Source organism: Deinococcus betulae (assembly GCF_020166395.1).
Lineage (GTDB): Bacteria > Deinococcota > Deinococci > Deinococcales > Deinococcaceae > Deinococcus > Deinococcus betulae.
In genome coordinates, this window is the sequence record NZ_JAIQXU010000006.1 from 1 (window position 1) to 13,969 (window position 13,969).

At 68.9% G+C, this 13,969-nt stretch carries 10 protein-coding genes and 1 pseudogene; 9 read left to right on the forward strand and 2 right to left on the reverse strand.

Features of this window, described 5'->3' with window-relative positions; translation table 11 throughout:
• From K7W42_RS06165 to K7W42_RS06200, 8 genes and pseudogenes are all read left to right on the forward strand, one after another.
• Nucleotides 1-605 (forward strand): annotated as a pseudogene (locus tag K7W42_RS06165) (IS5 family transposase); the annotation flags it as partial.
• Nucleotides 606-675: 70 nt separating this feature from the next.
• Nucleotides 676-1,734 (forward strand): glucose-1-phosphate thymidylyltransferase, encoded by a 1,059-nt coding sequence (locus K7W42_RS06170; RefSeq protein ID WP_224573170.1) that lies wholly within the window; start codon nt 676-678, stop codon nt 1,732-1,734.
• A 339-nt stretch (nt 1,735-2,073) separates the two neighbouring features.
• On the forward strand, nt 2,074-2,679 hold the full coding sequence (locus K7W42_RS06175) for a DUF177 domain-containing protein (RefSeq protein WP_224573171.1): 606 nt from the start codon (nt 2,074-2,076) through the stop codon (nt 2,677-2,679).
• Complete coding sequence (moaC, locus tag K7W42_RS06180) at nt 2,676-3,152, forward strand: cyclic pyranopterin monophosphate synthase MoaC (RefSeq protein ID WP_224573172.1); 477 nt, start codon at nt 2,676-2,678, stop codon at nt 3,150-3,152. Before K7W42_RS06175 ends, moaC begins: the two co-directional genes overlap by 4 nt.
• A 65-nt stretch (nt 3,153-3,217) precedes the next feature.
• Nucleotides 3,218-4,861 (forward strand): polymer-forming cytoskeletal protein, encoded by a 1,644-nt coding sequence (locus tag K7W42_RS06185; protein WP_224573173.1) that lies wholly within the window; start codon nt 3,218-3,220, stop codon nt 4,859-4,861.
• Nucleotides 4,862-5,032: 171 nt separating this feature from the next.
• On the forward strand, nt 5,033-5,644 hold the full coding sequence (locus K7W42_RS06190) for a deoxynucleoside kinase (RefSeq protein ID WP_224573174.1): 612 nt from the start codon (nt 5,033-5,035) through the stop codon (nt 5,642-5,644).
• 97 nt (nt 5,645-5,741) lie between these two features.
• Nucleotides 5,742-6,365 (forward strand): deoxynucleoside kinase, encoded by a 624-nt coding sequence (locus tag K7W42_RS06195; RefSeq protein WP_157460046.1) that lies wholly within the window; start codon nt 5,742-5,744, stop codon nt 6,363-6,365.
• 59 nt (nt 6,366-6,424) lie between these two features.
• Nucleotides 6,425-7,042 (forward strand): hypothetical protein, encoded by a 618-nt coding sequence (locus K7W42_RS06200; RefSeq protein ID WP_224573175.1) that lies wholly within the window; start codon nt 6,425-6,427, stop codon nt 7,040-7,042.
• A 686-nt stretch (nt 7,043-7,728) separates the two neighbouring features.
• On the opposite strand, the gene K7W42_RS06205 is transcribed toward K7W42_RS06200, so the two are convergent.
• On the reverse strand, nt 7,729-11,052 hold the full coding sequence (locus K7W42_RS06205) for an AAA family ATPase (protein ID WP_224573176.1): 3,324 nt from the start codon (nt 11,050-11,052) through the stop codon (nt 7,729-7,731).
• A 41-nt stretch (nt 11,053-11,093) separates the two neighbouring features.
• On the opposite strand from K7W42_RS06205, the gene K7W42_RS06210 reads away from it, so the two are divergent.
• A complete protein-coding gene (locus tag K7W42_RS06210; protein WP_224573177.1) occupies nt 11,094-12,560 on the forward strand; it encodes a UDP-N-acetylmuramoyl-L-alanyl-D-glutamate--2,6-diaminopimelate ligase in 1,467 nt (488 codons plus the stop codon).
• An 11-nt stretch (nt 12,561-12,571) separates the two neighbouring features.
• On the opposite strand, the gene K7W42_RS06215 is transcribed toward K7W42_RS06210, so the two are convergent.
• On the reverse strand, nt 12,572-13,927 hold the full coding sequence (locus tag K7W42_RS06215) for a phosphotransferase (RefSeq protein ID WP_224573178.1): 1,356 nt from the start codon (nt 13,925-13,927) through the stop codon (nt 12,572-12,574).
• Nucleotides 13,928-13,969: the final 42 nt, after the last annotated feature.

Sequence of the window (13,969 nt, forward strand, 5' to 3'; positions counted from 1 at the left end):
GACCCACCTAAGACCACCTGTCATGACCACTTCCAGGAATGGAACGAACGGCAGATCTTCCCAGCCATCCTGGCCGCGCTCTACGAGCTCGGCGAGGAGCAACGACTCCTCGACCTGCGCGAGGCATTCATTGACGGCACCTTCAGTGCCGCAAAAAAGGGGGCGCTGACGTCGGCCCCACCAAGAAGGGCAAAGGCACCAAGATCATGATCATGGTCGATGCGAGCGGCGTGCCGCTCGCGCTTCACACCTGTCGCGCCAGTCCAGCCGAGGTGACGCTCGTCCACGACACGTTGGACGCCTCCTTCGGTATGGATTTCCCCGAACGCCTCATCGGGGACAAGGCCTATGACAGCGACGGGCTGGATGCGGAGCTCGCGGTGCTCGGGATCGACATGATCGCGCCCAATCGCAGGAATCGAAAGAAAACCCAGGATGGTCGGCCACTGCGCCGTTATCGGCGGCGTTGGAAGGTCGAGTGCACCATCGCATGGCTCCAAAGCTTCCGCCAAGTGAGAACACGCGACGAAGTCAAAGCACAGAACGTTCTGGGGATGGTTCAGCTCGCCTGCATCGTCATCCTGCTCCGCGTGATTTCCGGATGATCTCTACTGTGGACTTCCCCAGCACTTCCAGACTCAACGGATTACCATTGAATACATTAGCCTGTCCTCAATGAAAGCCATCATTCCCGCTGCTGGCCTGGGCACGCGCCTGCGCCCCCTGACCTACACCCGGCCCAAGCCTGTGCTGCGCGTGGCAGGCAAGCCCATCATTCAGCACGCGCTGGAAACGCTGCAAGCAGCGGGAATCTCTGACATCGGGATCGTGGTCTCCGACATTACCCGCGACGAGATTCAGCACGCTATAGAACATGTCTCTAAGGTCAAGGTCACCCTGATTAACCAGCACGAGCAGCTCGGCCTGGGCCACGCCGTACTGACAGCCCGCGATTGGGTGGATCAGGAAGACTTCTGTGTGTATCTGGGCGACAACCTCTTTGAGTTTGGGGCGGCGCCCTTTGTAGAGCGCTTTCAAGCCGAGCGCCCCAGTGCCCTCATTGCCCTTGTGCAGGTGGAAGACCCCACCGCCTTTGGAGTGGCGCAGCTGGACGGCACCCGCATCACGCGGCTGGTCGAGAAGCCCAAGAACCCGCCCAGCAACCTCGCCGTAGCGGGGTTGTACTGCTTTACACCTGAGATTTTCTCTGTACTAGACGGCATGCCGGCCTCGGCCCGTGGTGAATACGAGATTACCGACGGGATCCAGGGATTGATTGAGCGGGGCTGCGCCGTAACAGGGCAAGCCGTGAAAGGCTGGTGGAAGGACACGGGTCGCCCCGCCGACCTGCTGGACGCCAATCGCCTACTGCTAGAACGCACGGAGACTAACATTCAGGGTGAGGTCAGCGCGTCGCAGATTACCGGCCGCGTGGTCATTCCCGCCTCGGCACGGGTCGTTCGCAGCAAGATTGTTGGCCCCGTGATGCTGGGAGACAACGTGGTCATCGAGGACGCCTACATAGGGCCTTTTACGAGTATTGGCGACGGCAGCGTGGTGCGCGGCGCCGAGGTTGAGCACAGTGTGGTGGATGAAGGTGCGCGCATCGAGAATGTGAACCGGCGGCTGCAAGACTGCCTGATTGGCGTGCGTGCCCAGGTGCGCGGTGGGCACACCATTCCGCGAGCCCACAAGCTGACCATCAGCGACGCCAGCGTGGTTGAGCTGGCCTGAACGCGGTTACCAGTGCTGGCGGACAGGTCTGATACGGACGCTAACCCCAGCGTTTGCAACAACGATGAAATCCAAGCGGACTTGCAATGCTGCACAGCAGAGCGGGTGGGAGCAAAGGCGGCTGACGGGCGTGGAGTTGCCACACCGGGTCTGTTCTGGTTTGTCAACAAAACAGACGGCAGTCCGTATTACCAGCCGGTTCATACCCAGCGGCCAGCGAGGGCCGACGAGACTGGCGCTACCGAGCGGCTATCAAGCTCCACTCTGGTTTCACGTTCTGAGGCCAGGCACCGTGCCGCCGCCAGGGTTCTGTGAGCCTGAGCGCTCTATCATGACCCCATGACGGATTCACCTCGAATTCACCTTGGGTCGGTGCTGCGCGCCTCTTCGGACGACGCGCATGCCCAGGGCGCCCTTGATGACCTCCAGTATGAGCAGGGCGGCGAGAAGCTGACCCTGCGTTTTGCCCAGCCTGCACCGTTCGAGGTCAGCGTCAATGCCCTGGGCGGCCATGAGCTCTACTTGCAGGGGTCCTTTGAGCCAGTGGTGGTGATGGAGTGTGCCCGTTGCCTGCGCGACGTGGCGGTGCCCCTGGACCTGACCCTGGGCACCCTGATGCGCCACGACCCCAGTGCCGACGCGCCTTACCTGGAAGAAGCCGAGTCCGGTGAGGAGGTGCTCGTCTTCGGCTCACCGGAGCTGGACCTGAGTGCGTACCTGGCCGAAACGACTCTGCTGGCCGCGCCGCTGAGCGTGCTGCACGACGAGGCCTGTAAGGGCCTGTGTCAGGTGTGCGGCCACGACCTGAATGAAGGGCCGTGCGCCCACATGGCCCAGGTCCCGGTTGAAGAAATTGACGACGCCCTGGGCGCCCCCGAAGGCTCACTGCACGCCAAGCAGAACCCGTTTGCTGCCCTGGCAGACCTGAAGGTGCCCGAGGAGTGACCCAGCTCACGCACTTTCAGGGGGGGCAGCCGCGCATGGTAGACGTGAGCGACAAGGCAGCCACCGCGCGCGAGGCCACCGCCGAGGCGTGGGTGCGCCTGCCGCCCGAGGCCCGGCTGGCCCTGGAAAGCGGCGCGGGCCCCAAGGGCGACCCGCTCGTGGTGGCCCAGCTGGCCGGGCTGGCCGGCAGCAAGCGCACAGCCGACCTGGTGACCCTGTGCCACCCCATCCCGGTCACGGGCGCCGAGGTGCGCGTAACGCTGGAAGAGGGCGGCGTGCGGGTGTGGGCGCAGGTCCGCACCACGGCCCCAACCGGCGTCGAGATGGAAGCCCTGACCGCCGTGACCGTGGCCGCCCTGAACGTGTACGACATGCTGAAAGCGGTCAGCAAGGCCATCGAAATTAGTGGTGTGCGCCTGCTGAGCAAAACCGGGGGCAAGAGTGGACCGTATGCGGCGTCAGACACCTTCTGAACGGGTTGCCGGTCTGGGCCGGCGCGGTGGGAACCTCTGGCGACCTTCCCCCGTAGAGGGGCCGTATGGGCGCGGAGACTGACATGTTCAGGGCAGGGCTGCCGTGGCTCCGCCTCCTTCATCAGGAGGCGGACGGTGACCTGACGCCCGCAGAGGCGGCGCTCCTGGCGGCCGTGCCGGACCAGACCGAGGTGGCGCGGCAACGGGACCGGCTGGCCGCAGCGGCCCACGCCCTCACGGTTCCCCCGCCCCTGCCCCGCAGCGTGGCAGCGGCGGTGGCCCAGGACATCCGGCTGCACGCGGCGCTCCGGACCCCCTCGCCGGTGGCTCCAAGCTCGGTGGCGGCGGCCGTAGCAGCCGAAGTGCAGCTGGACTGCACGCTGGCGCTGACCGCCCCCCCAGCCCTGCCGCGCAGCGTGGCCGCCCAGGTCTCGCAGCTGGTGAGGGTCAGCCACGCCCTTCAGACCGGCCCTGCGCTGCCGCACTCGGTGGCGCCACAGGTGGCCGCCGAGATTGCCACTGCCGCGCGGCTTCAGGCCGCCGCACCGGCTCTGCCGCGCAGTGTGGCCGCGCAGGTCAGCCGGCGCCTGGCCGAGGAGCAGGTCCTGACGCGCACTGGCCCCGCGCCGCTGCCTGTGCCCTCTGCCGCCGCCGCACTCATTGGCACGCAGCGCAACCCTGCGCCCCTGATCCTGGTGGGGTCGCTGCTGACGGCCCTGACGGTGCTGGCGGTCTCCAGCGCCTGGCCCAACTTGACAGCAGGGGCACTGGTGCTGCAGACCTTGCTGGCCCAGGTGTCGCCGCTGGCCGGGGTGGGCCTGGGGCTGGCCCTGCTGACCAGCCTGCTGGTGGCGTGGCGACCGGTCCCGGCAGCGCAGCGGTACGGAGGTCTGGCCTTTGCCCTGAGCGCTGTGCTGACCCTGCCGGCCCTGTACGCGGTCACCCAGAGCGGCACCATCCGCTTTGGGGAGGACGTGGTCGTCAGTGGTCCGGTGAGAGGCAACGTGATTGCGGTGGGCGGCAACGTGGAGTTGCAGCCCGGCGCCCAGGTGTCGGGCGAGGTGGTGACGCTGCTGGGCGACGTGCGCCGCGCGGCTGGGGCCCGGGTGCAGGGGCGCGTGAACGCCCTGCTGGGCCACGCCCCCGGTGACCGGGAAGCCGTGGAAACGCCGGTGCCGCCTGGCCTTGGGGCGGTGACGGCCGCTGCTTTCCGGCCCGTGCTGGGCTGGCTGGGCGGCGCCGCCTGGCCGCAGGTATTTGTGACGCTGACAGGCGGCGCCCTGCTCCTGCTGTTTGTCTCGGGGCTGGCGCCCCTGCTGGCCCGCCGCCAGCGACATGCCCCGGTGCGGACGCTGGCTCTGGGCGTGCTGGCGCTCTCGGCGCTGCTGGGGCCGGCAGCAGGTCTGGCGCTGGTGGGGCTGCTGGGGCCAGCCATGATTGCGCTGGCGCTCTCGGCCCTGCTGACGGCTGTGGGCCTGAGTGTCAGTGCCTACGACGCCGGGCGGGCGCTGGCCGTGCGCGCCCGGCTGCCCCTGCCGGATGTGGTGGGCGCCATGCTGGGCCTGAGCGCCGTGGCCGCCAGCATCAGCCTGCCGCCGCTGGCGTTCGCCGCCGCGCTGGTGGGCGGCTGCTGGGGCGCAGGGACCCTGCTGCTGACCCGCACCGCCTCTGACACGGAAGCGCCGGCCCCACTGCCAACAGCGGCCTGACTAGAGCGCTACAGCAGGTCAGTAGAAAGACAGGCAGGCCAAGGCTGAACCCGACAATTCTGTTCTGAGGTCTCAACAGGGCAGACGGCAACCCGTAGCACCCAGCCCCCGACTGTCAAGCGCCTTCATCCACCCTTGAGGAACGTGGGGGGCGCTATGCTCTGGCCTGTCATGTACGTTGTCGTCGAAGGCCCCATCGGAGTGGGAAAAACAAGCCTGGCCCGGCGGCTGGCCGCGCGCCACAGCGCCGAGCTGAACCTAGAAATCGTGGAGGAAAACCCCTTTCTGGCCCGGTTCTATGCCCAGCCGGAAGCCTACGCCTTTCAGGTGCAGGCTTTCTTTTTGCTGTCGCGCTTCAAGCAGCTCTCGGCGCTGTGGCAGCCCGGCCTCTACCGCGACTCGGTGGTCAGTGACTACCTGTTTGACAAGGATTTCATCTTTGCGGCCATGAACCTGAAAGACGCCGAGTTTGCACTGTATGAAGACCTGTACAGCCACCTCTCGCCGCGTCTGCCCACGCCCGATCTGGTGGTATACCTGCGCGCCGACACCGATGAGCTCCTGCGCCGCATCGCCCTGCGGGGCCGCCCCTTTGAGCAGGACATGAAGGCCGAGTACCTGGCCGACCTGACCGCGCGCTACGACGACTATTTCCGCAGCTACCCACACCCTCACCTGACGGTGGACGCCGCCGGGCTGGACTTCGTGAACAACGCCGACGACGAGACCCAGTTGCTGGCTGCCGTGGACGCGGCGCTGGGCGCGGGTCAGGCGGCCGACTGATGAGCAGGCAGTGGTCAGGAGTAAGTGGGGAGTGGACAGAACCAGTTTGTCTCACTCCCTCTTCCCCACTCCCTAGAACTGCAAGCGGAGCGAGCTGATGTACCTCGCCGTCTCTGGCAACATCGGCAGCGGAAAAAGCACCCTGACGCGCATGCTCGCGGCGCGCTACGGCCTGCGGCCCGTGTACGAGCCGTATGCCGACAACCCCTACCTGGAAGACTTTTACCAGGATATGCGGCGCTACTCGTTTCATTCGCAGGTGTATTTTCTGTCGCGCCGCCTGGAGCAGCATCTGAATCTGGTGACAGGGGCGCGGTACGTCATTCAGGACCGCACCGTCTTTGAAGACGCCAATATCTTTGCGCGCAACCTCTTTGAAAGCGGGCAGATGGAGGCGCGCGACTGGGCCACCTACTGCGGCCTGTACGAGGGCGTGCGGCCGGCGCTGCGGGTGCCGGACCTGCTGATTCACATTGACGCGGCGCTGCCCACCCTGAAGCGGCGCATCGCCCAGCGCGGGCGCACCTATGAGCAGGACATCCCCGAGGCTTACCTGGGCGGCCTGAACCGCCTGTACGACAGCTGGATTGCCGGGTTTGACGCCTGCCCGGTGGTGCGCGTTCCCGGCGATGAACTGGACTTCGTGGCTGACCCAGAGGCCTTCGAGTGGGTGTGCGCGCGGGTGCAGGCGCACGGCTTTGGGCTGCCGCTGCTTCGGTAAAGGGCCGAGGAGCCACACCCGGCCCTGTGCCCTGACCAGAGACGCGCTACCCTGACCCCATGCGCCGCCTCTTGCTGCTGAGTGCCGCCCTGCTGTCTGCACCCCCAGCAGCCGCGCAGGGAGCGGCCGTCAGCACTGGTCCCACCTGCACAGCCCCTTGGGACGGCCTTGACCCGGCCACCCTGCGGCCCGCCCGGGTGACAGCCCGCCGCCCTCTGCTGACCTTAGCCAGCGGCGAATTGCACCCCACAGGCGTTATGACGGGTGACCTGGTGCTACAAGGCGCCAGCATGGGTGGGCGGCGCTGCACCTATGTACCTGGCGACGCCTCACGCACGGGCCTGCTGCGCGACCAGGAGACCCAGCCCCTGACGGTCAGCACCCTGACCCCCGGCACCTGGGAGCGGGACGCCAACGCGGGCCTGACCCTGACCCGCCAGGCCAACCAGTTGAGGCTGACCGGCATGGCCCTGTTCCCCACGGCGGGCGGCAGTGTGAACGCGGGCCACCTGAACGGCCCTCTGCGCCGCGCCGGAACGGCCGCTCCCTGGCTGTATGCCGATGGCGACTGCACCGCCGCCCTGTGGCCGGTGGGCACCTGGCTGCTGGTGCTGGACAGTGGCACCTGTGGCGGCCTGAACGTGAGTTTCAGTGGGCTCTACCGCCGGGTGCGGTAGAGGGCGGCGCTCCTACGAAATCCAGGCCACCCCGCTGGAGCTGACGTGTCACCCGGTTGCCTGGCGCACAAGAGAGAAGCTCAGCCCACAGCTAGCCAGACGGCCAAGCCTGTGCGAGAGCTGTCCCGCCGCCTGTCGCCGGGTCGAAACTGACGCGCGAGACGCCCGCCAGCCCCCTACGCCCAGGGAACCGAGCGAAGAAACGGCGCCAGGCTTCCTGACTGTCTGATACGGATTCCGTTTGTTTCGTTAACAAATCGGGAAAACGCCGATTTGCCAACTCCACGTCCGGAAACCGTTTTTCTCCTTCTCGCTCCGCTCGGATTTCATCGTTTTTGCAAACGATTCAATCGGAGTCCCTATGAAGCGGTCTCGGAGATGCTCACCTGCTTCTGCCACCACGAACAATGTCCAACCCGCCAGTGCTGGGAACGCCGGGTCCAGGCCACAGCGCTTACGGCCCGTTCTTGAGCAGCCAGTCAGCTTCCTCGGCACTGGAGTTGCGTCTCGCCGCCCCACAGCTGGCCAACGTCTAGTTCTCCGAGGAGAGAAGCAGCGCGACCGACCGCTCGGTGACCGAATGCAGGAGAAGCCGCGCCGGGCCTTCAGTGCCAAAACGCGCCCGCAGGACCGTGGCCATCACCGCGTCTTCATGGTCATCTCGCAGCCTTCCATCCAGAGCCCACCTACCCAGCCGCGGCCGTTAATTCGGGCGGAATCTCGCCCAGGGCAGCGTGAAAGAGAGTCTGGGCACGGCGCAGTGCTCCGGCGCGGGTTTCCGGCTCGCCCAGGCGCTCGTGGGCGTCCAGCAGGGCGCGGGTGGCCGCCACATCCAGCGGGTCGTGGGCCAGCAGGCGGCGCAGGTGCGGCAGTCCGCCCTGGGGGTCGTGGTAGGTCAGGCGCAGGGTGACCTCGCGCCAGCGGGCGTGCAGGGCGTCGCGCAGTTCACCTGCCGCTGGCAGGTCGAGGTCGCCCAGAAACGGCCCCGCGTACGCCGCCGCCGCCTGGGCGTCCTGCCCCGCGTGCAGCGCTGCCAGAAAGTCGTCGAGGTCGGCCTGCACCCCGGCCAGCGCGTAGCCGTGCGCGGTGCGGGTCAGGGTGGCGGCGCCGCCCAGCGCCTCGCGCAGCCGGGTCAGGGTCTTGCGGAAACTGGCTTCGGCGCTGGCCTCGTCGGCGTCGGGCCACAGGGCCAGGGTCAGGCGTTCGCGGGTCAGGGCGGCCGGGTGCCCCTCGCCGTAGTGGGCGCACACCAGCAGGCCCAGCAGTTCCTTGACCTTTCTGGCCCGCCAGGGCCGGACGCCGCCGGGCTGCTCCACCACCACCGTGCCCAGCAGCCTCAGGCGGGTCTGGGCCGCCGGCACTGCGGGCGCGGGCCGCGCCCGCAGTGCCGCAGCGACCTGCAGAAAACAGGCGCGCACGAACATCAGGTGGCCCTGCCCGTCCACCGCCTGCACCCCTGCCAGGCCCGTCTGCCACGCGGCGGCGCCGTCCTCGCCCTGCCGCACTTGCCAGACAGCGCGGGTCAGGTGCCACTCGGCCAGCACGCTGCGGTGCTGGGCCGCCTGCGCGTGAGCCAGGGCCACCGTCAGTTCAGTGCCGGCCTGGCCAGGGTCGCCCCGCATCAGCTGGGCCTGCGCGCGAATCAGGGCGGCGCGCGCCTGCAAGCCAGCGCCGTCATCGGGGCGCAGGCGGGCCACCTCGCCCAGCGCCGCCGCCGGGTCCCCCAGCAGCAGGTGAACCCGCGCGCGGGAATTCGGGTGGTCAGGGTAAAAGTCGTGGTCGGGCAGGGCCAGTTGCGCCCGCGCTTCATCCAGGCGGCCGGCCAGGGCCAGGGCCTCGGCAAAGTCGCTGGGGTTGGCGGCCCCCACGCTGGGCCACAGCCCGCAGGAGCGCTGCATCAGGGTCAGGGCCTCGCCAGGGTCGCCGCGCCACAGGCGGCAAATCCCCAGGTTCCACAGCAGGGCGGCCTCCACCCGCGCGTTGCCACTGGCCACCGCGCGGTGGTACTGACGCCAGGTGCCAGCCTCGGCGCTGGGGTAGTCCCCCTGCATCAGCTGCAAGTAAGCCACGTTGCCTTCCACGACCATCAGGCTGGCGACGTGACCCTGGCGCACGATCAGGTCATGGGCGGCGCACAGGTGCGTTTCGGCCTCGGCCCACAGGGACATGTGAATGGCGCTGGACCCAGCCGACATCAGAGCCCGCCAGTGGCGCCCGGCGCTCACCCCGTCCGCCGGAGGCTGCCCGGCAATCAGGGCTGCGGCCTCGCGCGACAGGTGCAGGCACAGGTGGTAATCACCGCGCCGCTGATGCAGCCGCGCCAGGATGTCCAGCAGGTGCATGCGGCGCAGCGGGTCAAGGTTGCCGGCCAGGGCCGATGTCAGTCCGGCCTCGGCCTCGTCCAGGTGGCCCTGATGAAGCAGGGTGCGGTACAGCACGTCTTCCAGCATCAGGTGTGGGGCGGGGGCCAGTTCCCCGGTTCCGGCGCGGGCCAGGCCCAGCCGCGCCGCCGCCAGGGCCTGCGGCAACTGTCCGCGCTCCGCCAGCGCCTGAGCCCGGAAGGCCAGCTGGGTCAGGGGCAGCGTGGCCGGGTCCTGGGCCGTTTCGGTCAGCACCTCGTTCCAGTGGCCCAGGGCGTCCAGGGCAGCGACCAGCGCCGCCTGCGCGGCGGCGTGGGCTGGGGCCATCTCCAGCAGCGCGCGGGCCTCGCGGATAACCTCGTGCGGGGCGGCGCGCTGCTGGGCCAGGGTCAGGGCCTGTTCGGTCAGGGCGCGCGCCTCCGGCAAGGCCGCCAACCGGGCGTGTCGGGCACGGGCCAGCACGTCCAGGTCAGCCTGCGCGACGCGGGCGTGTAAGGTCTCCAGAACGCCCCAGTCCAGTTCCGCGCGGACCAGCGGCGGATACAGCGGATGGGCACAGGTGTATTCGGCCGGCTGACCTGCGCCGTGCAGCCGCACCAGGTCGCGGTGCAGCAGCCAGTCGCGCGCCTGCGCGAAGGCCTCGTGGCCCAGGCCCGCCACGGCGCGCCACGCCGGCTCTGGGGTGGGGGCGTCCAGGACCGCCAGGGCACTCAGGGCAGCCCAGGGCGTGCGGGCCGCCTGGACTGGGTGCAGCCGCTCGCGCAGCACGGCCCCCAGCGAGCCTGGTAGCGACCCGGCGGGCGGCGGGCAGAACTGCCAGTGGTGTTCGTGGCGGCTCAGGGCGCCGCGTTCGCGCAGCACCCGCAGCAGTTCGGCGCTGCGCAGGGGGTGGCCCTCGGCGTGGTCACGCAGCCACTCCAGCAGCCCCGGCGGCGGATCCCCTCCCAGTGCGGCGCGCAGCAGCACCTCCAAGCTCCTGTCTGTCAGGGGCGCAAGGGTCAGCGCCGTGACCTCTGACCCGCTGGCGGCGCGGGCCAGCTGCGCGCTGCGGCCCAGTTCCTCGGCGCTGCGCGCGGCATCTGGATACTCGGCCAGCGGGCGGGTGGTCAGCAGCAGCAGGGCGGGGCGCTCGTCCAGCAGCAGGCGGGTCCAGAGCGTGTTGAGAAAGGCGCGGGCCCCCTGCGGCTGGTCGTGCAGGTCTTCGGCGATCAGCAGCAGCGGACGCACGCGGCCCACGGCCCCAGCCACCGCGCGGGCCAGGGTGGCCGCCGGATCACTGGGACCGGCCGGTGGCGGAACCGTGGCCGGCCAGTCGCGGTTGAGGTGAGGCCGGGCCGCCGCCAGAAACGCCGGGTCGCGCGACGAGAGCAGTTCGGGCAGGGCCAGCAGCAAGCTTCCGATGAGGCCACCCGGCGCCGCCAGGGCGACCGCCGCCTGCGGGTCTCGCGCAGCGTGGTCAGAAAGCGCGCGGGCCAGGTGGCTTTTGCCCAGGCCCGCCGCGCCTTCCAGCAGCACCAGCTCAGGCCGCCCGCCGGCCCGCACAGCGGCCCAGAGGCCCTGCAACTGTGCCTGAATCTCTGGATGAATCGGCTCGGACACGGTGGGGGCGGCCTCCTGGGTCTCAGTGTGCCGCAGGTCAGCAGCCTCCACAAGCCGCCGCCGGGTGGCCCACTTCTGGCATGATGCGCCCCATGCGCCTTGCCGAGCTGGCCGCCGCCCTGCACGCTTCTGCTCCTGCCGATCCCCAGATCAACCCTGAGGTTCTCGGCGTGACCCATCAGGCCGACTGGGTGCGGCCGGGCTCGGCCTTTGTGGCGATTCGCGGCGCGCGCTTTGACGGCCACCAGTTTCTGGCTCAGGCGGCGGCGGCCGGAGCCGTGGCTGTCATTGGCGAAGGCCTGCCGAGCGGCGTGACCTCGCCGCTGCCTTATCTAGTGGTCCCGAATGCCCGCGCCGCTCTGGCCGACGCGGCGGCAGCTCTGGCCGGGCACCCCAGCGGGCAGCTGCGCGTGGTCGGCGTCACCGGCACCGACGGCAAGACCACCACCAGCTGGCTGACCCGCCACCTGCTGCGGGCGGCCGGCCTGAAGACTGGCCTGCTCAGCACGGCGGGTTACGAGTTGCCCGACGGGGTGCTGCGGCATTTCCCAGCCCACTTCACCACCCCAGAAGCGCCGCAGGTGCAGGCCACCCTGACCGAACTGGTAGGCGCCGGCGCCGACGCCGCTGTGCTGGAAGCCAGCAGCCACGCCCTGGCCCTGGAGCGGGTGCGCGGCGTGCAGTGGAGCGCAGCCATCTGGACGCACTTGAGCAGCGAACACCTGGATTTTCACGGCACCCTGGACAACTACTTTGCCGACAAACGCAAGCTGATTGAGCGCGCGCCCTTCGCCGTGCTGAACGTGGACGACCCCTGGACCGCCCAGCTGCGCGGCGTGGCCCCCGCCGAGACCACCTACTCGGCTGAGGGCCAGCACGCCGACTGGCGCGCGGGAGGCCTTGAGGAGCGCTCCACAGGCCTGCACTTTCACGTGGTGTCGCCACTGGGCGAGTTTGACGCGCAGCTGCCCATGATCGGCCGCTTTAACGTGGCCAATGCTCTGGCCGCGATGGCAGCGGCCGCCCATCTGGGGGCTAGCGCTGACCAACTGCAGACTGGGCTGGCCTCCTTCGCTGGGGTGCCCGGCCGCATGGAACTCGTGCCGGACAGCCGGGGGCGCCGGGTCATTGTGGACTTTGCCCACACGCCGCCCAGCCTGGACAAAGCCCTGGGCACCCTGCGCGCGACTACACCGGGGCGGCTGCTGGTGGTCATCGGCTCGGCCGGGGGGCCGCGCGATCCCAGCAAGCGCGCACCGCTGGGCGAGGTGGCCACCCGCCTGGCCGACCACGCGATCTTTACTGAAGAGGACTGCCGCGATACCCCGCTGGACGACATCCTGACCGGAATGGAGCGCGGCGCCCGCGAGGCCGGCCGGCATAATTTTGAGCGCGTGCCGGACCGCCAGGACGCCATTCGACGCGCCGTCGCCCTGGCCCAGCCCGGCGACACGGTCCTGCTGGCGGGTAAAGGCCCGGAAGACACCCTGGAACGGGCCCACGAGACCCTGCCCTGGAACGAAACCGGCGAAGCGCGGGCGGCGCTGGCACAGGAGTAGACCTCCGGCGACTACCCCTTAAGCCCATCCAGCTCGTTCAGCAGATCGTGGAGGGCGAACTGAAGCATGCCCTCCATCTCCCAACGCGCTTCCAGGGCGGGCAGAATCCGTTCGGCATACAGCCGCGCCGCGTGCAGAGCCGCCAGTGGCCGCGACAGCGCGTAGGCCCGCCGCAGGGTGGCTTCATCTGCCAGATCTGACCAAGCCGCCAGGTAGGCGCTAACGATCTGTGCCTGAGCGTGCGGCTCTTGAGGCAGCCACTCGGAGAGGTTGGTCAGAAACAGGCGCAGGCTGAAAAACGGGTGTGTGATTGTGGCGTCCGAGACATCGAAGAACACAGGATTCTCCCCGCGCATAGCCACGTTGGTGGGCCAGAAATCGCCGTGTTCCAGGGTGTCGGGAAGGCCGCACGCGGCGAGTTCCGCGCATAGCGCCTGTAAGCGGGGGCCCGCTGCCCGCAGCCGTTCCAGGTGCGCCGGCTCCAGCGGCACCGCGAGGTCCTGAATGGCGCCCAGCAGGGTGTCGAAAGGTTCAGCCAGCCCCGCCGTCGGGTAAAGCGGCAATTCCGGCAGGTCATGAATCAGCGCGCGTTGAAGTTCACCGTATCGCCGGGCTGCGCGCCTGAACAGCCTCAGATCGGCAGTCTCGCTGAGTGGCTGGGCGCAGAGATCGCGCATCAGAACGCCGCCGCGCGCCGGGTCCTGGGCTACCACCTCGGGCACCTCACCGGGAAAGCGTTCCGCCAGCCAGGCCAGTAACGCCCCCTCACCGGCCAGCGGGGCGGGCGCCGCCTTGTAGTACAGCGTGCCCTGGGTTGTGGGCAGACGCAGCAGCGTCGAGCGTTCCCAGTTACGCAGTTGTTCGGCCTTCTCCAGCGGCTCGGCGCCTGGGCGCCGAGCCTGAGCGGTCATCCAGGCCTCTACCCCGGCAAACCAGCCAGGCCGAGCCCAGGGCCGGCGACCCAGCGGCCGCCCGTCGCGCTCCTCGGCAAACCAGGCGTGCATGGCCTGCTGCTGGGTCGGGGAGCTGAGGAACAACCCAGAAAGGTCCGCCTCCGTTACCCATCGGCCCCCTGGCGGGCAGTCACCAGAAGCACTCAGGTTTTCCAATTCGTAGAGGGAGTTGATGCAGGTAGCTTCCGGCGACCAGTCATCGCCCAAGCAGCGCAAGGTTGCCACCCGCAGGCCAAACAGGCGCTGCGCGGCCGCGTTGATATGGTCCACAACGCCAAAATGCGCCTCTGTAGGCGCAAACTGCGGCCAGGCCCAGGCGTCGCCGGTGGGCAGCATCAGTAGGGCGGGCTGGGTAGGGTGAGGCACCAAGAGGTGGTGGAGGCGTTGAATGGTCGGATGGGTGAATTCGCTCATGCCAGGCTCCCTAAAGGTAAGAAGAACAGCTCAGGGAAGACG